At 72.1% G+C, this 22,871-nt stretch carries 20 protein-coding genes; 10 read left to right on the top strand and 10 right to left on the bottom strand.

Features of this window, described 5'->3' with window-relative positions; all coding sequences use genetic code 11:
* The first annotated feature begins 61 nt into the window (after window positions 1–61).
* The 3 genes from H3C53_09140 (at window position 62) to lon (ending at window position 4,857) form a co-directional block, all read left to right on the top strand.
* Complete coding sequence (locus tag H3C53_09140) at window positions 62–982, top strand: MBL fold metallo-hydrolase (GenBank protein MBW7916831.1); 921 nt, start codon at window positions 62–64, stop codon at window positions 980–982.
* Entirely contained in the window at window positions 979–2,355 is a 1,377-nt protein-coding gene (locus H3C53_09135; protein ID MBW7916830.1) for an MBL fold metallo-hydrolase, read from the top strand. Before H3C53_09140 ends, H3C53_09135 begins: the two co-directional genes overlap by 4 nt.
* A 96-nt stretch (window positions 2,356–2,451) precedes the next feature.
* Window positions 2,452–4,857 carry an endopeptidase La gene (gene lon, locus H3C53_09130; protein MBW7916829.1) on the top strand — a complete coding sequence of 802 codons (2,406 nt, stop codon included), beginning with the start codon at window positions 2,452–2,454 and terminating at the stop codon, window positions 4,855–4,857.
* 28 nt (window positions 4,858–4,885) lie between these two features.
* On the opposite strand, the gene H3C53_09125 is transcribed toward lon, so the two are convergent.
* The 3 genes from H3C53_09125 to H3C53_09115 form a co-directional block, all read right to left on the bottom strand.
* Window positions 4,886–5,422, bottom strand: coding sequence for a DUF84 family protein (locus H3C53_09125; protein ID MBW7916828.1), 537 nt, complete (start codon window positions 5,420–5,422; stop codon window positions 4,886–4,888).
* Window positions 5,423–5,487: 65 nt separating this feature from the next.
* A complete protein-coding gene (locus tag H3C53_09120) occupies window positions 5,488–6,501 on the bottom strand; it encodes a class I mannose-6-phosphate isomerase (protein MBW7916827.1) in 1,014 nt (337 codons plus the stop codon).
* Entirely contained in the window at window positions 6,498–7,865 is a 1,368-nt protein-coding gene (locus H3C53_09115) for an FAD-binding protein (GenBank protein ID MBW7916826.1), read from the bottom strand. The genes H3C53_09120 and H3C53_09115 overlap by 4 nt, the downstream gene beginning before the upstream one ends.
* A 220-nt stretch (window positions 7,866–8,085) precedes the next feature.
* Between H3C53_09115 and H3C53_09110 the strand changes: the two genes are divergently transcribed.
* The 3 genes from H3C53_09110 to H3C53_09100 all read left to right on the top strand — a co-directional run bounded on the left by H3C53_09110 (window position 8,086) and on the right by H3C53_09100 (window position 11,771).
* Window positions 8,086–9,654, top strand: coding sequence for an ABC transporter substrate-binding protein (locus tag H3C53_09110; GenBank protein MBW7916825.1), 1,569 nt, complete (start codon window positions 8,086–8,088; stop codon window positions 9,652–9,654).
* A 180-nt stretch (window positions 9,655–9,834) separates the two neighbouring features.
* Entirely contained in the window at window positions 9,835–10,890 is a 1,056-nt protein-coding gene (locus H3C53_09105) for an ABC transporter permease (protein ID MBW7916824.1), read from the top strand.
* A complete protein-coding gene (locus H3C53_09100; protein MBW7916823.1) occupies window positions 10,887–11,771 on the top strand; it encodes an ABC transporter permease in 885 nt (294 codons plus the stop codon). The genes H3C53_09105 and H3C53_09100 overlap by 4 nt, the downstream gene beginning before the upstream one ends.
* A 27-nt stretch (window positions 11,772–11,798) precedes the next feature.
* On the opposite strand, the gene H3C53_09095 is transcribed toward H3C53_09100, so the two are convergent.
* Window positions 11,799–12,506 (bottom strand): ABC transporter ATP-binding protein, encoded by a 708-nt coding sequence (locus H3C53_09095; protein MBW7916822.1) that lies wholly within the window; start codon window positions 12,504–12,506, stop codon window positions 11,799–11,801.
* A gap of 112 nt (window positions 12,507–12,618) precedes the next feature.
* On the opposite strand from H3C53_09095, the gene H3C53_09090 reads away from it, so the two are divergent.
* On the top strand, window positions 12,619–13,287 hold the full coding sequence (locus H3C53_09090) for a Crp/Fnr family transcriptional regulator (GenBank protein MBW7916821.1): 669 nt from the start codon (window positions 12,619–12,621) through the stop codon (window positions 13,285–13,287).
* Between the two features lie 26 nt (window positions 13,288–13,313).
* Here the strand turns inward: H3C53_09090 and H3C53_09085 are convergent, their stop codons facing one another.
* Together H3C53_09085 and H3C53_09080 are read right to left on the bottom strand one after the other, a co-directional pair.
* Window positions 13,314–13,937: a GNAT family N-acetyltransferase gene (locus tag H3C53_09085; protein MBW7916820.1), complete on the bottom strand. Its 624-nt coding sequence runs from the start codon at window positions 13,935–13,937 to the stop codon at window positions 13,314–13,316.
* The gene (locus tag H3C53_09080; protein MBW7916819.1) at window positions 13,934–14,500 is read right to left on the bottom strand and encodes a histidine phosphatase family protein; all 567 of its coding nucleotides are present in this window, start codon (window positions 14,498–14,500) and stop codon (window positions 13,934–13,936) included. The genes H3C53_09085 and H3C53_09080 overlap by 4 nt, the downstream gene beginning before the upstream one ends.
* Window positions 14,501–14,737: 237 nt before the next feature.
* On the opposite strand from H3C53_09080, the gene H3C53_09075 reads away from it, so the two are divergent.
* Both H3C53_09075 and pruA read left to right on the top strand, forming a co-directional pair.
* Window positions 14,738–15,679 (top strand): proline dehydrogenase family protein, encoded by a 942-nt coding sequence (locus H3C53_09075; GenBank protein ID MBW7916818.1) that lies wholly within the window; start codon window positions 14,738–14,740, stop codon window positions 15,677–15,679.
* Window positions 15,680–15,745: 66 nt separating this feature from the next.
* Window positions 15,746–17,293 (top strand): L-glutamate gamma-semialdehyde dehydrogenase, encoded by a 1,548-nt coding sequence (gene pruA, locus H3C53_09070; GenBank protein MBW7916817.1) that lies wholly within the window; start codon window positions 15,746–15,748, stop codon window positions 17,291–17,293.
* Window positions 17,294–17,365: 72 nt separating this feature from the next.
* On the opposite strand, the gene H3C53_09065 is transcribed toward pruA, so the two are convergent.
* From H3C53_09065 to H3C53_09050, 4 genes are all read right to left on the bottom strand, one after another.
* Window positions 17,366–18,034, bottom strand: coding sequence for a hemolysin III family protein (locus H3C53_09065; protein MBW7916816.1), 669 nt, complete (start codon window positions 18,032–18,034; stop codon window positions 17,366–17,368).
* A complete protein-coding gene (locus tag H3C53_09060) occupies window positions 18,031–19,365 on the bottom strand; it encodes a nitrate/sulfonate/bicarbonate ABC transporter ATP-binding protein (protein MBW7916815.1) in 1,335 nt (444 codons plus the stop codon). Before H3C53_09060 ends, H3C53_09065 begins: the two co-directional genes overlap by 4 nt.
* 10 nt (window positions 19,366–19,375) lie before the next feature.
* Entirely contained in the window at window positions 19,376–21,022 is a 1,647-nt protein-coding gene (locus H3C53_09055) for an ABC transporter permease subunit (GenBank protein ID MBW7916814.1), read from the bottom strand.
* Between the two features lie 155 nt (window positions 21,023–21,177).
* Window positions 21,178–21,933 carry a sulfite exporter TauE/SafE family protein gene (locus tag H3C53_09050; GenBank protein ID MBW7916813.1) on the bottom strand — a complete coding sequence of 252 codons (756 nt, stop codon included), beginning with the start codon at window positions 21,931–21,933 and terminating at the stop codon, window positions 21,178–21,180.
* 200 nt (window positions 21,934–22,133) lie between these two features.
* Between H3C53_09050 and H3C53_09045 the strand changes: the two genes are divergently transcribed.
* A complete protein-coding gene (locus tag H3C53_09045) occupies window positions 22,134–22,721 on the top strand; it encodes a hypothetical protein (GenBank protein ID MBW7916812.1) in 588 nt (195 codons plus the stop codon).
* Window positions 22,722–22,871: the final 150 nt, after the last annotated feature.

Below are 22,871 nucleotides of genomic sequence, written 5' to 3'. Positions count from 1 at the left end.
CCGCGGGCGGACCCGGTCCGGGCCCGGCGCCGCGGCGGGCCGTCAACCGGTAGGCTGGCGCATGACAGGCTCCCAGACCAGCAGCAAGGGCCCTGACACCGTACGGCTGTCGGAGCGCGTCCACGCCCTACTCGGCGGCGTCAACTGCGCCATCGTCGACGTGGGCGGCGGCCAGGCGCTGCTCGTGGACAGCGGCCTCGACAAGGAGTACGGTCGGAAGGTCCGCAAGGCGCTCGGCGCCCTGGGGCTCGAGCTCGGCCACATCCTCTGCACCCACAGCCACGCCGACCACCACGGCGGCAACGCCTACCTACTGCGTCAGTACCCGGACGCCCTGGTGTGGGCGCCCGAGGTCGAGGCGGACCTGATCAGGACGCCCTACCTCGAGCCCATCTACCTGTTCCACGGCGCGAAGCCGCTGCCTGAACTGACGGGCAAGTGGCTCATGGCCGACCCCTCCCCCGTCCACCGGGTGGTGGGGCCGGGCGAGGTCACCGTCGGCGACGCGAACATCACCCTCGTCGACGTGCGCGGGCACGCGCACCGGCAGCTCGCGGTCCTAGTAGACGACGTGCTCCTGGCGGCGGACGCCGTCTTCGGGGCCGACACCCTCGGCAAGTACCCCATCCCGTTCGCGCAGGACGTGGCGGGGCAGCTCGCCGCGTTCGACGTCGTGGCGGCGCAGGCGGCGCGCCTGCTGCTGCCGGGTCACGGCGAACCCACCACCGACCTTAAGGGGGCGGCGGCGGCCAACCGCCGCGCCGTGCTGGCCGCGGCGGAGGCCGTCATCGAGCAGTGCGACGGCGCGTCCACGGAGGCGGTCATGGCGGGCGCGGCGCGAGCGCTGGGCATGGTCGTCGACGACCTGGCGCGCTACCACCTCGACCTGTGCGTCGTCTCGGCTCACCTGGCGCGGGCGCGGGAGCTCGGGCTCGTGCGGTGCGAGCTGGCGGACGCCCGGCTGCGCTGGGTGCGGGCGTGAGGTTCACCGGCGCGGGCGCCGCCCGCACGGTCACCGGCAGCTGCCACCACCTCGAGGTCGGCGGGGCGCGACTGCTGGTCGACTGCGGCATGTTCCAGGGGGGCGCGGAGCTGGAGGCAACGAACCGCCTGCCGTTCCCGTTCGAGCCCGCCGCACTCGACGCCGTGCTCGTCACGCACGGCCACCTCGACCACGTCGGCCGCCTCCCCCTCCTGGTGGCGCAGGGGTACGGGGGCGACTTCCTGGCCACCGAGGCAACGGCCGAGGTCGCCGGGGTCATCCTCCGCGACTCCGCCAAGCTGCAGGAGGAGGACTTCGACCGCGCCATGCGCAAGGCGCGCCGCGCGGGCCGGGAGGACGAGGTCCCCCCGCCCCTGTACACGCCCGCCGAGGTGGAGCGGGCCCTGGCTCGCTTCAAGGCGGTGTCGCTCGACGAGCCGACCAGGGTGGCCGACGGCGTGGTGGCCCGGTTCAGGTCGGCCGGCCACATCCTGGGCAGCACCTACATCGAGCTCACCACCCCCGACCTACGCATCACGTTCTCGGGCGACCTCGGCAACCACGAGAGCACCATCCAGGCGCCGGCGGCGGTCCCGAACGAGTGCGACGTCCTGGTGCTCGAGAGCACGTACGCGGATCAGACGCACCCGAACCGCCAGGCGACGGAGGAGCACTTCCTGGCGGTGCTGAAGCGGTCGTTCGCCCGCGGCGGCAAGGTGATGATCCCCACCTTCGCCACGGAGCGGGCCCAGCAGGTCCTCTACCTCCTCGACCGCTTCATGACGAGCGGCGCCGTCGCCCGACTGCCCGTCTACCTTGACTCGCCCATGGCGACGCGCATGACGCGCCTCTACGTCAGTTGCCGCAACGAGTTCCGCCCGCCGATCATGGCCGAGCTGGCCGCCGGCACCGACCCCTTCGCGCCGCCCACCCTGGAGTTCACGGTGAGCGCCGCCGAGTCCAAGGCCATCAACGGGGTGGAGGGCGGCGCCGTGATCATCGCCGGCTCGGGCATGATGACGGGCGGCCGCATCCAGCATCACCTGAAGCACAACCTGTGGCGCGAGGAGGCCAGCCTCGTGATCGTCGGCTACCAGGGTGCCGGCACGCTCGGCAGGGCGCTCCTCGAGGGGGCCCGGCGGGTGCGGCTGTTCGGCGAGGAGATCGTCGTCAGGGCCCACGTCGAGAACATCAAGGGGTTCTCCGCGCACGCCGACCGCGGCGACCTGCTCGCGTTCCTGGAGGCCACGAGGGCGCGGCAGCTCCTGCTGGTGCACGGCGAACCGGCGGTGATGGACGCGTTCGCCGCCGAGCTGGCCCCGCGGCTGGCGCGGGTCAGGACGCCCGAGCTCGGGGTGACCATCGAACTGTAGGCGTCCGCCTACCCCCCGCGAGGGGCGCGGCACGTAGCCCGGGCGTCGTCAGCCACCTTACGGAGCTACCGGCACGCGAGGGGGTTCAATGGCGGCATGGATTGGGAACTTCCTGTCATCGCGTTGCGCAGCCAGGTCGTGTTGCCGCGCACGCTCGAGAACGTGGACGTCGGCAGGCCGAAGTCCAAGCGGGCGCTCGAGGAGGCGCAGGCCGGCGACAACCGCGTCCTGCTCGTCGTCCAGCGCGATTCTCGCATCGACGATCCGGGCGAGGACGACCTCTACGGCGTCGGCACGCTCGCGGTCGTCAAGCAGGTCATCCGCCTCCCCAACGACACGCTGCAGGTGCTGGTGGAGGGTCGCGACCGGGCCCGGATCGAGGAGTACGTGCCGGGCGGCACGCTCCGCGCCCGGGTGGCCACCATCGCGGAGGTCGCGGGCGACCGGCAAGACGAGACCGTCCAGGCCCTGAGCGAGCAGGTCAAGGTGGCGTTCGGCGAGTACGCGCAGCAGAACAAGAACATGCGCCTCGACTCCTTCCACCTGGAGAACCTCAAGGCCATGAAGGAGCCCGGCTCCCTCGCCGACGTGGTCGCGAAGTTCGCCACCTGGGACGTGGCCGACAAGCAGGCCGCCCTGGAGGAGGCGTCGGCGGTCAAGCGCCTCGAGCTTGTCTACGGCTTCCTCACGCGCGACCTGGAACGGTTCGACACGGAGAAGGAGATCAGCGCCCGCGTCAAGCAGCAGATGGACTCGAACCAGCGCGAGTACTACCTGCGCGAGAAGATGAAGGCCATCCAGAAGGAGCTGGGCGCCAGCGAGGAGAGCGAGACCGAGGAGCTCCGCGCCAAGGTCGAGGCCAAGAACATGCCCGAGCACGCCAAGGAGCGGGCGCTGAAGGAGATCGACCGCCTCGAGAAGATGGCCGGCGGCTCACCCGAGGCCACCGTGGTGCGCACCTACGTCGACACGCTGGTCGACCTGCCGTGGAGCGAGGTCGACGAGGAGCGTCTCGAGATAAGGCACAGCCAGGAGGTCCTCGACGAGGACCATTACGCGCTGGAGGAGCCCAAGGAGCGCATCCTCGAGTTCCTGGCGGTCCGGCAGCTCACGAAGGACGTCGAGTCGGCCGACTACCGCGCGCCCATCCTCTGCCTCGTGGGCCCGCCCGGCGTGGGCAAGACGAGCCTCGGCAAGTCGATCGCGCGCAGCCTCAACCGCAAGTTCGTGCGCATGAGCCTCGGCGGCGTGCGCGACGAGGCGGAGATCAGGGGCCACCGCCGCACCTACATCGGCAGCCTGCCCGGCCGCATCATCCAGGGCATGAAGACGGCGGGCACCATCAACCCCGTCTTCCTGCTCGACGAGGTCGACAAGATGACGGCCGACTTCCGGGGAGACCCGTCCTCGGCCCTCCTCGAGGTGCTCGACCCGGAGCAGAACAACACGTTCGCCGACCACTACCTCGAGATCCCCTACGACCTCTCCAAGGTCATGTTCATCACCACCGCCAACAGCCTCTCGACCATCCCGCGACCGCTCCTCGACCGCATGGAGGTCATCCAGATCCCGGGCTACACGCTCTCCGAGAAGCTCGAGATCGCCAAGCGTTACCGCGTGCCGCGGCAGCTGCGCGACCACGGCCTTAACGAGCACCTGGCGTTCGACGACGGGGCGCTCAGGCGCATCGTCACCGAGTACACGCGCGAGGCGGGGGTGCGCAACCTCGACCGCCTCATCGCCAAGGCCGCCCGCAAGTCGGCCAAGGAGTTCCTCACCGGTCCCTGGGAGGGGGTGCGGACGGTCGACGCGGCCGCCATCCGCGCGCTCCTCGGCGTGCCGCCGTACCGCGACGACCAGGCGGAGAAGGAGCCGCAGGTGGGCCTGGCCCACGGCCTCGCCTGGACCTCGGTGGGCGGCGTCACGCTCGACATCGAGACGGTCGCCGTGCCCGGCAAGGGCGTCGTGACGCTCACCGGCCAACTGGGCGACGTCATGAAGGAGAGCGCCCAGGCCGGCATCGCCTACCTGCGAAAGCACGCCGAGGAGTACGGCATCGCGGCCGACTTCCACGAGAAGCGCGACCTGCACGTGCACGTGCTGGAGGGCGCCACCCCGAAGGACGGCCCCTCGGCCGGCATCGCCATCGCCAGCGCCGTGGTGTCGGCCCTCACGGGTCGCCCCCTTCGCGGCGACGTGGCCATGACGGGCGAGATCACCCTGCGCGGCCGCGTGCTGCCCATCGGCGGCGTCAAGGAGAAGCTGTTGGCCGCGCACCAGGCGGGCATCGGCACCGTCATCCTGCCCAAGGACAACGAGGCGAACCTCGAGGAGGTCCCCGACGTCATCCTCGCCGACCTGACCGTCGTGCCCGTGAGCGAGTTCAGGCAGGTCCTCGACGTCATGCTCGTCCCGGCCGAGCCGGCCGCCGGCGAGCCGTTCGTGCCACCGGGCGAGGAGCGCCCGGCGGCGCAGCCCGGCGCGGCCGCGGCCGGGAGCTGACGCGCGCGCTAGGCCGGCGTTCCGCGGGTCAGGCCGCGTCCCTCGGCGCGGGCGCCAACCAAGGCACCAGCGCGAGCAGGATCGCCTGAACGTAAAGCTCGGACCGATCCACCAGGCCCCGGCTCAGCACCCCCGCTGCGCCGGGGCCGTCCTTCGCGCGCGTCAGGCCGTAGCCGGCGTCGAGCGCCGTGCCGAGCTCCGCCCCGGCCGCGACCGCGGCGGCCAGGTGAGGGGGCAGCTCGAACGTGGCCGAGCGCGCCGTCCCCGTCCGCCCCGCCCCGTCGACCGCCACCACCCAGGCGCCGGCGTGGAGGGGACCGGCCTCCCCGAGCGGGCGTTCGACCCCCGCCTCGATGCCCAGGCCGAGGAGCGCGCCCGGCGTCAGCCGCAGGGCGCCCCGCGCCCGCGCCAACGCGCCCCGGAAGGTCTCCTCGCTGCCCACGGGTTGGGCGGGCACGCCGGACGGCGCGCTCACGGCCGTCACCGCCACGGGACGACCGTGGATGCGCGCGAGGGCCGCCTCCGCCGCCCTGACCTTGGCCGGGCTGGTCGATCCGAGCGCCACGCGTGCCAGGGGCGAGAGCGCGCCCGGGTCAAGGGGCGTCGCCGGGGCGGCTGGGCCGGTCGGCGTCACGCCGACCGGCCCGCACCGGCCAGGCAGCGGAGGATGGTGCCCTCGCCCTGCAGCGTGTACGCGCCCAGGCCGGCGGGCAGGACCGCGGCGCCCCCGGCGACAAGGCTGGCGGCCACGCCCCCGCCCGCTACCGTCGCCTCCCCTGCCGCCACGAACAGGAGCTCGAACGAGGCGGCGCTCGTGGCGCCCGCCAGCGGGGCCCCGCCGGCCATGGCGCGCGCGTCCAGGCTGAACTCCGGCAGTTGCACGAGGCGCGTCCAGCCGGAGCTCGACGGCCGGGGGGCGGCGCCCTGCTCGCCGCCGCCACTCAGGTCCGCCACCGCCAGGGCCCTGTCGAGGTGCAGTTCGCGCGGCGCCCCGTCGGCGCCGCGGCGGCCGTAATCGAACAGGCGGTAGGTCAGGTCGCTGGCCTGCTGGATCTCGAACAGGAGGCAGCCCGCCCCGACGGCGTGCACCGTCCCGGCCGGGTTGACGACGACGCTCCCGGGTACAACGGGGAGGCGCCGCATGAGGCTCGGCAGGGTGCCGTCGAGCGCCGCCGCCCTGAGGGCGGCCGGCTCGGTCGCGCGCGTGAAGCCGCGCAGCACCCCGGCGCCCGGCGCCGCCTCGAGCACGTACCAGGCCTCCGCCTTGCCTAGGTGACCGCTGCCAGGGTGCTCGCGCCGCGCGTAGGCGTCGTCGGGGTGGACCTGGATCGAGAGGTCCTCCCGCGCGTCGAGCAGCTTGGCGAGGAGCGGCACCACGGCGCCGTAACGCGCGAACGGCGCCTCCCCCACCAACGCGGCCCCGTGCGTCGCCGCCAAGGCACCCAACGACACGCCCCGGTAGGCGCCGTTGGTCACGAGGTTGTCGGCTCCCACCAGCCAGGCCTCCCCCACAGGCTCGTCAGCCGGGCCGCTCACGGGTAGGCCGGTGTCGCCGAGCCACGCCGCCAGGCGCGAGCCGCCCCACAGGCGCCGGTGGAGGCGGGGCTGCAGCAGGAGCGGGTACGCGTCGAGCGGCCCGCTCATCGCGCGGGCGGTAGCTTCTTGCCCGGGTTCATGATGCCGGCCGGGTCGAGGGTGGCTTTCAGGGTGCGCATCAGGTCGAGCGCCGCCCCGTGCTCGCGCTCCATGTACTTGAGCTTGCGGAGGCCCACGCCGTGCTCCCCCGTGGCCGTCCCGAGGACGTCGAGCGCGCGGTAAGTCATGCGGTCGACCACGCCCTGCGCGGCGGCGCGCCGGGCCGGGTCGTCCTCGACGTAGAGGGTGAGGTGGAAGTTGCCGTCGCCCACGTGGCCGACCAGGTTGGCGTCGAAGCCGTTCTCGGCGCAATCGGCGAGCGCCGCCGTGACCGCCTCGGGCAGGTGCGAGATGGGGACGGCCACGTCGGTTATGAGGCTATGCAGCCCGGGGTGCGCGGCGTTGGAGGCGAAGAGCATCGTGTGACGGGCCTCCCACAGCCTGGCGCGCTCGCCCGCGTCGGTGGCCGCCTCGAAGGCGCCGGCCCCGGCCGCCTCGGCGAGCTCGCGCGCCAGCTCGACCTCCGCCGCTATGCCCGCCGGGTTGCCGTGGAACTCCAGGAACACGGTCATCTCCTCCGGGTAGTCCGTGCCGGAGTAGGCGTTGGCCGAGCGGATGCTGTTGGCGTCCACCAGCTCGCAGCGGGCCACGGGCACGCCCGCCTGGATGAGGCGAGTGACGAACGACGTGGCCCGGAAGGCGTCGGGGAACGGCAGGCGCGCCGCGGCCGCCGCCTCCGGCAACCCCACCACGCGCAGCGTGACCTCCGTGATAACCCCCAACGTCCCCTCCGCCCCCGTGAAGAGCGCACACAGGTCGTAACCGCTGGCCGACTTGCGCGCCCGGTTCCCGAGGCGACGGACGTCCCCGGTGGGGGTCACCACCTCGAGGGCCAGGACGTAGTCGCCAGTCGTGCCGTAGCGCACGGCGGCGGTGCCGGAGGCGTTGGTGCTCACCATGCCGCCGATGGAGGCGTGCGCCCCGGGATCTATGGGGAAGAAGAGCCCGTGGCGCTTGAGGTGCTCGTTGATGCGTGGGTAGGTGACGGCCGGCTGCACCACCACCAGCAGGTCCTCGGGCCGCGCCTCGAGGAGCCGGTCGAGCCGGCCGAGGTCGAGGGAGACGCCTCCGGCTGCGGGCACCGTGTGGCCCTCGAGGCTGGAGTTGGCGCCCACGGGGGTGACGGGCACGCCGTGCGCGGTCGCGAACCGCAGCAGCCGGCTGACCTCGGCGGTGTCGTGGGGGTAGACGACGACGGCCGGCGTGACGCCGTCGGCGTACGACTCGCCGTGCGAGTGCTGGGCGAGTACGGCGGGGGTGGTGTCGACGCGGTCGTCGCCCAGCAGCCGGGCGAGTTCTAGGGCCAGGTTCATGCGGCCTACTCTAAGGCTGCATGCGCCGCGGCGGGCCCGCCGCGGCGCCGAGCGAACCTAAAGGCGAGGTTCAGGCCGCCTCACCCGGCGCCGCGGTGCCGTGTTAGAATCTTCACTCGAATACAGTGCAGGCCTCGGACGCCACCGTAACGGCCGTGGTACGGCCGGGAACGACCGGGCGAACCGCTTAGCGCTGTCTCACTAGCACTGTGGAGGTGCCATGAAGAGACTACTAGTTGTTGCCGCTCTCCTCCTGACTTTCGGGATGGTGAACGCGCAGACCCTCGTGTACGGGACGTCGGGCTTCCCGTCCTCACTCGACGCCGCCGATTCGCAAGACGGCAACTCGCTCGTCGTCAGCGGGCAGATCACCGAACGCCTCGTCGACTTCGCCCCCGGCGGCACCGACCTCATCCCGGCCCTTGCCACCTCCTGGACGCCCAACGACGACGCCACCGTCTGGACCTTCGAGCTTCGCCAGGGCGTGAAGTTCCATGACGGCACGCCGTTCAACGCCGAGGCCGTCAAGTTCAACATCGACCGCTGGAACGACCCGAACAGCCCGGTAGGCAACCGCGCGCAGGGCAAGACCTTCGTGCCTTGGGGTTGGGTCTTCGGCGGTCCCGTGGGCGAGGGCAACAAGATCGCCTCCGTCGACGTGACCGGCGAGTACACGGTGCAGATCAACACGACCGCGCCCGTGCCGTTCCTGCCCGCCCTCTTCGCCGCCGGCTACTTCCAGTTCGGCAGCCCCGCCGCCATCACGGCCGCCGGCGTCAACTACGGCACGCCCAACGTGGGCGCCGTCGGCACCGGCCCCTTCAAGTTCGTCGAGTGGGTCGAGGGTGAACGCGTCGTGGTCGAGCGCAACGCCGACTACTGGGGCGGCCCCGCCGGCGTCGAGCGCGTCGTCTTCCGCGGCATCCAGGAACCCACCGCTCGCCTCGCCGAGTTGCAGGCCGGCACCATCGACATCGCCGTCCTCCTGACCTCCGACGACCTCACGACGGTCAAGAACGACCCTAACCTCACCGTCCAGACGGCCGAGGGCGAGATGAACGTCGGCTACATCGGCATGAGCCAGCTCAGCGCCCCGATGGACAACGTCCTCGTGCGCCAGGCCGTGGCCTACGCCATCGACCGCGAGGCCATCGTCGACGCCTTCTACGAGGGTCTCGGCATCGTCGCCCAGGACCACCTGCCGCCCTCCATGTTCGGGCACGGCAAGCCGTGGCCGTACGAGTACAACCCCGAGAAGGCCAAGGAGCTCCTGGCCGACGCCGGTTACCCGAACGGCCTCGACGTCGAGTTCTGGTACATGCCCGTCAGCCGCCCGTACTTCCCCTCCCCGCAGCCGATCGCCGAGGCCGTCGCGTCGTACCTGGCCGACGTCGGCATCCGCGCCGAGCTGAAGACGGAGGACTGGACGACCTACCTGGCCGACTACCCCACGGGCAAGTTCCCCATGTACATGCTCGGCTGGAACGCCGACTACGCCGACCCCGAGAACTTCCTCCTCACCTTCTTCGGCCCCGACCACTCCGCCGCGCAGGGCTGGGACAACCCCGACGTGCTCGAGGCCCTCGCCAAGGCCGGTCAGATCGGTGACCAGGACGAGCGCGCCGCGCTCTACGCCTCGGTCGTCGACGCCGTGGCCGACGCCGCCGCGTCCATCCCCATGGCGCACAACGTGTCCCTCAACGCCACGCGCAAGAACATCTCCGGCTGGATCCCGAGCCCGCTCGGCTTCAGCTCCGTGAGCCTGCACCCGGTCACCAAGACCGAGTGATCGCAAGGTAAAGCGCAAGCAAGTCGCGATAGTCGCTGGGGCGCCCGTCAGCGGGCGCCCCACGACGGCTTGTAGGGTTATGTTGACCGTGCATATCTTCGTCGCCGTCCGGCGGACCCGTCGGTCCCCGGCGAGCATCCGCCCGGCCGCCACACGAGAGGCGCGCCCAAGGAGCACCGCTTGACCGCGTATCTGATCCGCCGCATCCTCGGGCTCATCCCCGTCCTCGTCGGGGTGACGCTGCTCATCTTCTTCCTGACCCGCATCATCCCCGGCGACCCGGCGCAGGCGATGCTCGGCGAGCGCGCCGCGCCCAAGCTCATCGAGCGTCTGCGCGCCGACCTGGGCCTCGACCGGCCCCTCTTCCTGAACACGGCCGGCTTCCGCGAGACGGGCAACATCGGCACCCTCTTCGATTCCCAGTACTTCGACTACATGGGCGGCATGTTGCGCGGCGACCTCGGGCGCTCCATCCTCACCCTGGTGCCGGTGACCCAGAGCCTGCTCCACCGCTTCCCCGCCACGCTCGAACTGACGCTGGCGGCCATGTTCCTTGCCATCGCCATCGGCATCCCGGCGGGGGTGTGGGCCGCCCTGCGCCGCGGCACGATCGCCGACACGGCCGTCGTGTTGGTGGCCATCGCCGGGGTGTCGTTCCCCGTCTTCTGGCTCGGCATCATCCTCATCTACGTGTTCGCGGTGGTGCTGGGGTGGCTGCCCCCCTCCGGGCGCCTATCGTCGGCCATGACGGTCGAACCGATAACCGGCCTGTACGTCATCGACGGCCTGTTGCGGGGCAACCTCACGGCCGCCTGGAACGCGGCGAAGCACCTGGTGCTGCCCGCGGTCGCGCTGGGCACGATCCCGCTCGCCATCGTGGTGCGCATGACGCGCTCGGCCATGCTCGAGGTGCTCGGTCAGGACTACGTCCGCACGGCGCGCGCCAAGGGGATCTCGGAGCTCCGCGTGGTGCGCAGGCACGCGCTCAGGAACGCGCTCCTCCCGGTCGTCACCGTCATCGGCCTCAGCTTCGGCACGCTCCTGTCCGGTGCCATCCTCACCGAGACGGTCTTCAGTTGGCCCGGCATAGGCCGCTGGGTCTACGACGGCATCTCGGCCCGCGACTACCCCATCATCCAGGGGGGCGTGATCTTCGTGGCGGTCCTGTTCGTGGTCGTCAACCTCCTGGTGGACCTCTCCTACTCCCTCATCGACCCGAGGATCCAGTACTCATGACCACCGCCACCGCGACCACCGACGACCTCGCGCCGCGCAGGGGCGCGGCCGACCTGTTCCGCCGCTTCCGGCGCCACCCCACCGGCGTGCTCGGCCTCGCCGTCGTGCTGTTCCTCGTGATCGTGTCGCTCCTCGCGCCGCTCATCAAGCCCTACGACGCCACCCGCGACCGCGACCTGCGGGCGCGCCTCAGCCCCCCGTCCGCCGAGCGCTGGTTCGGGGCCGACGAGCTGGGCCGCGACATCTTCACGCGCGTGCTGCACGGCGGTCGCATCAGCCTCCGCGTCGGGCTCATCGCCGTTGCGTTCGCCGTGGTGGCCGGCACCATCCTCGGCCTGCTGGCCGGTTACGTGGGCGGGTGGGTCGACACCATCATCGTGTGGTGCATCGACATCCTCCTGGCGTTCCCTGGCATCCTGCTCGCCATCGCCATCGTGGCCACGCTCGGTCCCAACCTGACCAACGCGCTCATCGCCATCTCCATCACCCAGGTCCCGATCTACACGCGCATCGTCAGGTCGGTCGTCATGCAGGTGCGGCAGTCGGAGTACGTGCAGGCGGCCAGCGCGCTCGGGTCGGGCGGCTTCAGGGTCGTGTTCAAGCACGTGCTGCCCAACTCCATGGCGCCCTTGATCGTGCAGCTCACCTTGAGCATCGGCACCGCCATCCTCGACGTGGCGGCCCTCGGTTTCCTGGGGCTCGGCGCCCAACCTCCGGCGCCCGAATGGGGCCTCATGATCCGCGACGGCTTCTCGCAGTTCCTGCGGGCACCGTGGATGTCGATCTTCCCCGGGCTGGGCATCTTCCTGGCCGTGGTGGGTTTCAACCTGCTCGGCGACGCCGTGCGCGACCTCATGGACCCGCGACTGCGCAACGTCTGAACCAAGGCGCGCCGGTCCGCGCGGGCGTCAGCCGACCGCGCCGACGGCCGCCGCCGGCGACCGCGCGCCCGGCACCAGCCTGCCGTCCTCGAGGCGCAACCGGGCCACCCCGGGCCGCGCCACGAGGCGCTCGTCGTGCGTGACGACCACCACGGCGGCGCCCTCCTCGGCGGCCAGCGTGAGCAGCAGCTCGAACACCTCCTCGGCGCGGGCGTGATCGAGGGAGCCGGTGGGCTCGTCCGCCAGCAGGAGCCGCGGGCTCAGGGCGAGCGCGCGCGCCACGGCCGCGCGCTGCCTCTCGCCGCCCGAGACCCGCGTCGGCGGGAAGTCGAGGCGCGCGCCCAACCCCACGCGCTCGAGGAGGCCGCGCGCCCGCGCCTCGTCCGGCGCGCCGACGATGCGGCTCGGCATGGCCACGTTCTCGAGGAGCGTGAAGTCGGGCAGCAGGTAGTGGTTCTGGAAGATCAGGCCGACGTACCGAGCGCGGCGGGCCGCCAGCTCCCGCGGCGCGTGGAGGTGGACGGGGAAGTCGCCCCAGTAGATCTCGCCGGCGTCCGGCTGATCCAACCCACCTAGCAGGTGGAGCAGCGTGCTCTTGCCCGAACCGGAGGGGCCGAGCACGGCGGCCACCTCCCCCTCCGCCAACGCCAGGGACGCCCCCGCCAGCACCTCCACGTCGCCGCCCGGCGCCCTGAAGCGCCGCTCGAGGCCGCGAGCCGCCACGACATGAGTCACGGGGTTACTATACGGGCCAGCGAGTGACACCCGTCCCTGGGGGCCTTACGACCCCCGCCCCGCCCGAAGTGGAGCGTGCGTGAGCAACCCGGACCGATCCCTCCATCAGCTGTTGAGCCGAGTTCCTCTCTTCCGCGGCGCGCCGGAGCGGGCGCTGGAGATCGCGGCGGCGGCCGTGCGCAAGAGGGTGTACGAGGCCAACACCACGGTGTTCCAGGAGGGCGACAAGGGCGAGGCGCTGTACATCCTCGAGGCCGGGCTGGTGAAGCTCTCCAAGATCGACCTGGGCGGCCACGAGAAGACGCTGGCCATCCTGCAGCCCCCCGCCTACTTCGGCGAGATGGCGCTCTTGGGCGAGGCCTCGCGGAGCGCGACGGCCATCACGCTCGGCGAGGTGAGCGCCTACCTGCTCTTCAACGACGACTTCCGCAAGCTCATCGCCGACTACCCCACCATCAGCCTCAACCTCAACGCCACGCTGGCCGAGCGGTTGCGCGGCATGGACGACGAGTCGCAGATCCTCTCGTACAAGGACGCCCAGGGGCGCGTGGCCTACGTGCTGCTGCGCCTCTACGAGGGCGGCGTCGTGGAGCACGAGGCGGAGCGGGCGCTGGTGCGGCTGACGCACCAGGAGCTGGCGAACCTGGCGGGCACGTCGCGCGAGACGGTCACGCGCGCCCTGAAGGCGCTGGAGGCCGAGGGCGTCATCGAGACGCGGCCCAAGGAGGTCTTCATCACGGACCCGCAGGGCCTCGACGAGATCCTCCACGGCATCCGCTGACGGGGCAGGCCGGAGGGCGGCGCCCCTCAGGCGGCGTGGCCTGAGCGCGCGAGGCGCCTGGCGAGCCGCTCGCGCAGGCGCGCCTCGACCTCGGGCCAGTCGAGGTCGGTGATGGCGTACACCATGGTGTCGCGCACGTAGCCGTCCTTGGCCACCTGGTGGCGGCGCAACACCCCCTCGAAGCGGGCGCCGAGGGCCAGGATGGCGCGCTGCGAGCGCACGTTGCGGGTGTCGGTGTGGATCTGCACCCGCAGGAGGCCGAGCGCCTCGAAGGCGAACGTCAGCAGCAGCAGCTTGCTCTCGACGTTGACGCCGCTCTGGAACAGGGCGGGGTCGTACCACGAGAAGCCCAGCTCGCAGCGCCGGTGCTTGAAGTTGACCTCGCTGAGGCGGCTCGTGCCGACCACCCGCCCGGCCCCGTCGACCACGGCGACGGGGTGGGCCTCGCCGGCCGCGCGCTGCCGCAGGACGGCGCCGAAGTACGCCTCCGCCTCCGCGTCGTTGGTGGGCGTGGACGTCAGGCGGAACTCGTCGGGGTACGCGTAGGCAATCTCGAGCAGCGCCGGCACGTGCTCCCACGTGAGCGGCTCGAGGCGAACCAGCTCGCCCGTCAGGACGGCGTCGGAGGGCAGCGCCTTCCCGGCGCTCACCGCGCCACCCTGTGGGGGCCGGCCCCCACCTGGATGGGGCTGTCGAGGTCCAGGTCGAACGGCACGATCTCTGCGTGGTCGACGAGGCGTTGCACCCCCACCAGGCTGCCGATGACCACCCCGTGCGTGACCACCACCAACGTCTCGAAGCGGCGGTAGCGGCGCAGCACCGCGATGACGCGGCTACGCACCTCGTCGAGGGACTCCCACGGGGCGTCCTCCTCGATGCGCGTGCCGGACAGGCTCTGGCGCGCGCGCTCGAACGAGCCGGGGTCGATCTCGCCGAACGGGTCCTTCTGGGGCAACCACTCGTGGAGGTCGTGCTCGACGTAGAGCGGCTTGTTGATGGCTCGGCTGAGCAGCGCGGCCGACTCCAGCGCCCTCGTGTAGGTGCTGCACAGGATGGCCTCCGCCTCCTGCAGCCGGTAGTCGCGGGCGATGGTGTCGATCTGCAACCGCCCCAGCGCGGTGAGCGGGGCGAAGTCCTTGGCCCACCCCTTCGCGCCGCGCGCCTCGACCAGGTTCCAGTCCGTCTCGCCGTGACGGACGCAGTAGAGCCTCATCGGGCGGCTCCGGTTCGGGAGCGACCTTGTGGTGACATGGGGCCAGCACTCGGCATCGGCGGCGCATCCTCCTCGCGGCCGGGCGGCGCGGCCGTCCTTACCGGGCGGGTCGCGCGCGCCGTCACGCGCTGGCACCAAGTTAGCAGCGGCCTCGCCGTGGTCACTGTTCGAATGTTTACTCGGGTCGGGGGGGACGCCGGGACGCGCCTTCGGCACGGGTAGAATCGAACCGACGCCATGAACACCGCCACCCTCTACCGGCAACTGACCCTAGCCATCGCGGACGCCCCCCTCGTGCGGTCGACCTTCCAACGTCACGGTTGGCGCGTGGGCGTGGGGCGCTTCGTGGCGGGCGAGGACGCCGCCGCCGCCGTCCCGGCCCTGCTCGCGCTGCAGCGCAGCGGACGGCGCGTCATCCTCGACCTGTTGGGCGAGTTCGTCGCCGACGAGGCGGCGGCGCGCGCCTCCGCCTCCGCCGTCGAGGCGGGCGTGCGGACCGCGCACGCCGCCGGGGTGGAACCGTACCTGAGCGTGAAACCCACCCAGCTGGGCCTCGGCGTCTCGACCGAGCTGGCCTTCGAGCTGGCCGACGGCATCGCCGGGCTGGTCGGCGGCCTGGGCGGCCACGTCTGCCTAGACATGGAGAACGTGCCGTACGTCGACCGCACCCTCGACCTGTACGAGCGCCTCCACCGCGCCGGGCACCGCCACGTCAGCACGGTGCTGCAGAGCTACCTGCACCGCACCCCGCACGACCTCGAACGGCTCGTGGCGCTCGACGCCGAGCTGGGTGGCCACGGTGCGCTCAGGCTGGTCAAGGGCGCCTACCGCGAGGCGCCCGCCGACGCGCTCCAGGACGTGGGCGGCATCGAGGCCGCCTACCGCGAGCTGGCCTACGGGGCGCTTGACGCCGGCCTCAAGCTGAACATCGCCACGCACGACGAGGCGCTGCTGCGCGAGCTCCTGGCGTTCGTGCGGGGCGCGCGCTTGGGCGCCGACCGCTACGAGGTCCAGATGCTCTTCGGCGTGAGGCCGCACCTGCAGGAGCGCCTGGCCGCCGCCGGGCACCCGGTGCGCGTCTACGTGCCGTTCGGCGCCGACTGGTACGGCTACTTCAGCCGGCGCCTCGCGGAGCGCCCCGCCAACCTCGCCTTCGTGGCGCGCGGCCTGTTCGGCTGAGGCGCCCCGAGCCGCCAGGGCCGCGGTCGCGGCGCGGCCCGCCCACCGTCCAAGGGAGGGACTGACATGCTCTTCACGCCTTACACGAACGAACCGTTCGCCGACTTCACAGATCCGGCCACGCTGGCGAGCTTCAAGGCCGCCGTGGCGGACGTCGCGGGGCGGTTGGGTCGCGACTACCCGCTCACCATAGGCGGCGCCGCGGTCACCACCGGCGCCTGGCTCGAGTCGTTCGACCCGTCGCACAAGCGACGCCTGGTGGGCCGCGCCGCCGCGGCGGGTCCCGCCGAGATCGACCGCGCCATGGACGCCGCCTGGGCGGCGTACGACTCGTGGTCGCGCTGGAGCATGGCCGAGCGCGCACGCCTGCTCGTGAAGCTGGCGGCCATCATGCGGCGCCGGCGCGAGGAGCTCGCGGCCTGGCTGGTGTTCGAGGCGTCCAAGAACTACCTGGAGGCCATCGCCGACGTGGCGGAGGCGATCGACTTCTGCGAGTACTACGCCCGCACGGCGCTGCCGCTCGCGGAGCCGCTGCCCACTCACGACCATCCGGGCGAGGAGAACGTGACCCTCTTCCAGCCCATGGGCGTCGGCGTGGTGATCCCGCCCTGGAACTTCCTGCTCGCCATCCTGGTTGGCACCACCGTGGGCCCAGTGGTGGTCGGCAACACGGTGATCCTGAAGCCCTCCCCCGCCACCCCCGTCATCGCCGCCAAGTTCATGGAGCTCGTGGCCGAGGCGGGCTTCCCGCCCGGCGTCATCAACCTCCTGACGGGCGAGGACGCCGTGCTGGGCGACGCGCTCGTCGACCACCCGCGCACGCGCTTCATCAACTTCACGGGTTCCGTCGCCACGGGCGTGCGCATCTACGAGCGCGCCGCCAAGGTGCAGCCGGGCCAGACCTGGCTCAAGCGCACCTTCCTCGAGATGGGCGGCAAGGACGCGCTCATCGTCGACGAGACGGCCGACCTGGAGGAGGCGGCGCGGGCGGCCGTCGCGAGCGCCTTCGGCTTCCAGGGCCAGAAGTGCTCGGCCATGAGCCGCCTCATAGTCGTCGACAAGGTGCACGACGAGCTGCTGGCGCGCGTCAAGGAGCTCACCGAGCGGCTCAGTGTCGGTCCCGCCGACGAGAACCACGACGTCACGGCCGTCATCAACGAGCGCCAGTACCAGAAGGTGCTCGGTTACGTGGAGGCGGGCAAGCGAGAGGCGCGCCTCGTGACGGGGGGCGAGGCCGCGCCGGGCGACGGCTGGTACGTGAAGCCCACCGTCTTCGCCGACGTGGCGCCAAGCGCGACCATCGCTTGCGACGAGATCTTCGGACCCGTCGTGGCCGTCATCCGCGCGCGCGACTTCGCTCACGCCCTCGAGATCGCCAACGCGAGCGCCTACGCGCTGACGGGCGGGGTGTTCAGCGGCAGCCGCGAGAACCTCGCCAGGGCGCGCGCCGAGTTCCAGGCCGGCAACCTCTACCTGAACCGCAAGATCACGGGCGCGCTGGTGGGCGTGCAGCCGTTCGGCGGCTTCAAGATGTCGGGCTCGAACACCAAGGCGGGCGGCCCAGACTACCTGCGCAACTTCGTGGAGATGAAGACGATCACCGAGCGCTTCTGACGTGCGGGCGCGCCGGGCGCCGGGCGCCGGCCGATCCGGCGCGCCGGCCGGGCCGGCGCGCCCGCTGCCCGCTCAGACGGCGGTCGCGAGGCGCAGCATCATCACCAGGTGACACCCCCAACCGGCCAGCACGAACAGGTGCCACAGCTCGTGGAAGCCGAAGACGCCGGGCACAAGGCGTGGGCGCTTCGTGGCGTAGACGACGGCGCCGACCGTGTAGAACGCGCCGCCGAGCACCAACCACGTCAGGTTGGCCGGCCCCAAGGCGCGAGCCACCGGCCCTAACGCGACGACCACCAGCCAGCCCATGCCGACGTAGAGGGCGGTGCTCAACCAGCGGGGCGCGCCGAGCCAGAACGCCTTGAAGACGAGGCCGAGGGCGGCCAGCAGCCACGCGAGCCCGAAGAGCCACCAGGCGAGGGCGGGGTTCACCGGCCGCACCGCCACGAGCGTCACGGGGGTGTACGAGCCCGCGATGAGCAGGTAGATGGCGCCGTGATCGAGCCGCCTGAGCCACCGCGCGAGGCGCGGGCCGGCCCACACGGCGTGCAGCAGGGTGCTGGCGCCGAACAGCGCGACCGACGAGGCCCCGAACACGAGGAACGCGGCCTGCGCCAGCGGCCGGTCGCGCGCCAGGAGGGCGAGCGCGGCGGTGGCCACGGCCGCGACGACGGCGCCCGCCAGGTGCGTGCCGGCGTTGACGGGCTCCCTGAAGCCCCGCCCCGCCGGGCGGGCGCTCACGCCGTCACGTCTTCCAGGCCAAGCATCTGAGCGCGGTCGTCGTAGCTGAACAGCTCGGCGTACCGGCCCCAGGTGATGGCCGTGCGCAGCGTCTCCTCCGCCGCCGCGGGCGCCAGGTGGTCCTCGAGCTCCGAGCTGAAGCGCGAGTAGGGGGCGTGGTGGTCGGCACGCTCGGCCAACACCTGCAACACGTGCCCCACCAGGCCGATCCTGGCCCTGAGCTGCTCGGCGAAGAGGGCCTTGCGCTCGTCGACGTCGGCGTCCACGAAGCGCTCGCCCAGCTCGGAGATGACGAGGTCGCCCTCGACGAGGTGGGCCAGGCCGAGCAGCTGCAGCGCGTCCGCGACGGGGAACAGGTCGTCGACCTCCAGTTGCAGGGCGGCCGCCAGCACGGGCAGGTCGGCGCTGCCGGAGTAGGGCGGCGCGGCGAGCGCCTCGAGCAGGCCGGTCAGGAGGCCCGTGGCGACGTTGGGCAGGTGCTCGAAGGGCGACGCCTTGACGGTCCGGTCCGCCACCTTGACGGCCCGACCGACCCGCGGCGCACCCACCAGCTCGGCGTAGAGCCGCTCCACCAGCTCGCCGAAGCGGGGGTCCGAGCGGTCGCGCGGGCGCGGCAGGTCGATGGGCAGGTCGATCACGACCCGGCCGGGCTTGGAGGAGAACACGACCACGCGGTCGCACATGAGGACGGCCTCCTCTATCGAGTGCGTGACGAGCACGATGGCGCCGATCGGGAGCTGCCCCTCGGCCCACAGGTCGAGCAGGTCGGTGCGCAGCGTCTCGGCCGTCAGGACGTCGAGGGCCGAGAACGGCTCGTCCATGAGCAGCACCTCGGGGTGCACCACGATGGCGCGGGCGAGGCCGACGCGCTGCCGCATGCCGCCCGAGAGCTCGCGCGGGTACGCCATCTCGAAGCCGTCGAGGCCGATGAGGTCGATGGCGGCGACGCTGCGGGCGCGCACCTCGGCCTGGGGCAGGCCGAGCGCCTCCAGCCCTAGCTGCACGTTCTCCAGGACGGTGAGCCAAGGCATGAGCGCGAAGCTCTGGAACACCATCGCCACCCCGGGAGGCGGGCCGGTGACGGGGCGCCCCTTGAAGGTCACGGCGCCGCCGCTGGCGGGCGTGAGGCCCGCGATGATGCGCAGCAGCGTGCTCTTGCCGGAGCCGGAACGGCCGAGCACCCCGAGAATCTCGCCGCGCGCGAGCGCCAGGTCGACGCCCTCGAGGACGGCCAGCGGCTTACCGCCGGGGCGGGGGAAGCTCTTCTCGACGCCCGCGAGCCTGACGAGCTCGGTGCCCGTCGTCCAGTCGTCGGTCGAGACGGTCGGCATCGGCCTCACCTCACTCAAGACGGTACCCCTGACTGGCCCGCCGCTGCAGCGGCTGCCAGAACGCGCGGTTCAGCACCACCACGAAGAGGCTCATCACGGCGATTCCCAGCACGATGCGCGCCTGGTCGCCCGCCTCCGTCGCCTTGACGATGTACGCTCCGAGGCCCGCAGCCTCGACCTTGTCGTTGCCCCAGTGGACGAGCTCCGCCACGATGCTGGCGTTCCAGGCACCGCCCGACGCCGTGATGGCGCCCGTCAGGAAGGTCGGGAACACGGCCGGCAGCCCCAGCTTGCGCCACCAGAGCCACCCCTTGAGCTGGAGGTTGGCCGCGGCGTCGCGCAGCTCGCCCGGGATGCCCGCGGCGCCGGCCGTGACGTTGAAGAGGATGTACCACTGCGTGCCGAGGATCATCAGGGGGCTCAGCCAGACGTTGGGGTCGAGGCCGTAACGGACGATGGCCCATACGGCGAGCGGGAACAGGAGGTTGGCGGGGAACGCGGCCAGGAACTGCGCCAGCGGCTGCACCCAGGCGGTGAGGCGGGGCCGCAGCCCGACCATCACGCCGACGGGCACCCACACCAGGCTGGCGAGCACGACGAGGACGAGTACGCGCACCATCGTGTACACGCCGAGCAGCAGCACGTGGCCCACCTCGGCGGGCGAGACCTCGCTCTGCAGGTAGCGCGCCACCAGCAGGAGTGAGGCGGTCGCCACCACCGCGGCGAAGCCGCCCCAGGCGCGGTCGCGGCGGCGCAGCGTGGTCGGGTCGGGCGGCGCCGCGCCGACGGCCGCGTCCGGGCGCGGGCGGGTCCGCCTGCGCGCCAGGCGCGCGGCGCGACCGGCGAGCGCGTCGACCCAGCGGGAGCGCCTCAGGGCCTCGAGCACGAGCGAGCGCGGCTCCTCGACGTGACCGGCGGTGGTGTCGTAGCGGAAGCGTGCCGACCAGGCGACGAGGGGGCGGAAGAGGAGCACGTCGTAGAGGAGGATGACGACCGCCATGGTGAGGACGGCCCAGCCGACCGCGCCGAGGTCGGAGGCCGTCAGCGCCGCGGCGATGTAGGTTCCGACCCCCGGCAGGTCGACGGTGGAGCGTCCGACCGAGATGGATTCCGCGGCCACCACGAAGAACCAACCGCCCGACATCGACATCATGGCGTTCCAGACCAGGGGCGGCAGCGCGAACGGGAGCTCGACGCGCCAGAAGCGCATCCACGGGCCGAGGCGGTAGGAGCGCGCCAGCTCGTCGAGCTCGCGCGGGAGCGTGACGAGCGAGTTGTAGAGGCTGAAGGTCATGTTCCAGACCTGGCTCGTGAAGATGGCGAACACGGCCACGAGCTCCGCTCCCAGCACGCGGCCCGGTGTCAGGCTCATGAAGAGGACGACGACGGCCGACACGAAGCCGAGGATGGGCACCGACTGCAGGATGTCGAGCAGGGGCAGGAGGAAGGCGCGGGCGCGCCGGTTCTTGGCCGCCAACGTGGCGTAGCCGAAGGTGAACAGCGTCGACAGCACCAGCGCCACGATCATGCGGAGGCTGGTGCGGGCCGCGTACCACGGGAGGCGCGTCGGGTCGAGCGAGGCCGCCACCGCCGCGGATTCCTCCAGAGTGCCGAGGACCCCGCGGCTGCCAAGGGCCACGAGCACGAAGCCCGCCATGACCACGCCGAAGGCGAGCAGGTCCCAGCGCGTGGGCGCCCGCCGGGACGCCTGCACCGAGAGGGGCGCGACGGTGAGGCGCGGCTCGCCGGCGCCCCGGCGCGGTTCCCTCACCTGCCCCTCCCACTCACCCGGCGGGCGCGGCAGCGGTCACGTCACGCCCGCGGTTGCGGCCGGAGGTAGCGGTAACCGGTCCAGAGCAGGATGACGCCGAAGATGACCTGCAGCGGCCGCTCGGGCGTGAGCAGGGCCAGCTTGCCGCCCCCGAAGGCGCCGAGCGCCACCCCGACGATCAGGCCGACGACGACGTTCCCGGCGATGCGGCGGTTGCGGACGTGCACGGCGGTGCCCGCGATGCCCGCCGGGATCATCACCGCCAGGCTGGTCCCCTGGGCGAGGTGCTGGTCGAGACCGAACACGAATATCAGAAGTGGCACGATGAACGCGCCGCCGCCGATGCCGAGCAGGCCCGTCAGGGTCCCGGACAGGAGCCCGAGCAGCACCGCGCCGGGGAGGCGCCAGGCGCCGCCCAGCCCGCCGCCGGCCACGTCGAACCCGAAGATGAGGGCCACGGCGGCGGCCACGAGCAGGCCGCCGAAGATGCGCTTTAGGACGCCCGCCGGCACGCGCGACGAGTAGGCGGCCGCCACGGTGGAGGTGACGACGGCCGCGACGGCCACCGGGACGGCGATGCCCCAGTCGAGGGCGCCGCCGCCCGCGTACGCCGCCGCGCCGATGAGGCCCGTGAACACCACGGCCACGAGGCTGGTGGCGTGCGCCTTGTGCTGGCTCAGCTTGGCCCAGCCCGTCAGGAGGGGGATCATCACGACCGCCCCACCGAGGCCGACCATGCTCCCGAAGAAGCCGCCCGCCAGACCGATGAAGAGAGAACGCATGGGCACCGACATCACGCGCCACCCTACACCCGCGGGGCGACGCAGGTTAAGGGACGACGCGCCGCGCCGGGGCGGGCGGCGAGGGGGCCGGCGGCGCCTCGACGTCGCGCCCACGGCGCGCCCACGGCGCGCCCACGGCGCGTCGACGGCGCGTTGACGGCGCGTTGACGCCCCGTCCCTATCCTGGGGGCAAGTCCCAGAAGGAGGCACCCCGCATGCCACGTAACCTTGGCACCACCCTCAGAACCGCGCTCGCCACCCTCGCCCTCGTCCTGGCCGCCACCGCGCTCGCCCAGTCGTGGACGCCCTACGAGTTGAAGGGACCGGCCTACTTCAGGTTCGTGACGACGGAGAACGGCGGGCCCGAGCTCGGTTACAGCGTCGACATCCGCGCCAGCTCCGTCGTGGACGAGGAGGGCGCGCCGCTCTTCGAGGTGACCACGACCCGCACCAGCTACCAGCCGCTGGAGAACGCCCTGATGGGCGACATGATGGGGCTCATGACTGGCTTCACCTCGATGTACCTGATGATGCTCGTGCCCGCCTTGGCGGACATGGACATGGTCGCGGGGGAACGGATGAGCCTGTTCGGCGCCGGTCGGGTGACGGTCCTCGGCCAGGAGACGCACGGCGGTCGCACCGGGCACCACCTCCTGCTCGAGTCGAAGAACTCGGAGGACGAGTACGAGCGCGCCTTCGAGTGGGTGATCGACTTCGACCTGCCCCTGCCCATCGCCACCCGCTACTACGAGGAGGGCGAGCTCACCCGCGAGGAGCGTCTGGTCGAGTACCACGCCAACTGAGCCGTGGGGCGGGCGGCGTGCCGGCCAGGTGCCGCCGCGCCGCCCGCCCCACGCGCGAGACGTGTGAAGCGCCCGCCCGGCGTCTGCCGGGCGGGCGCTTCCGTTGGAGCCAATGGTCGGATTTGAACCGACGACCTGCCGATTACGAAT

It is taken from the genome of Trueperaceae bacterium (assembly GCA_019454765.1).
Taxonomy (GTDB): domain Bacteria; phylum Deinococcota; class Deinococci; order Deinococcales; family Trueperaceae; genus JAAYYF01.
Note: the sequence above shows the minus strand (reverse complement) of the source record. Positions and strands in the feature narration are given on the sequence as shown.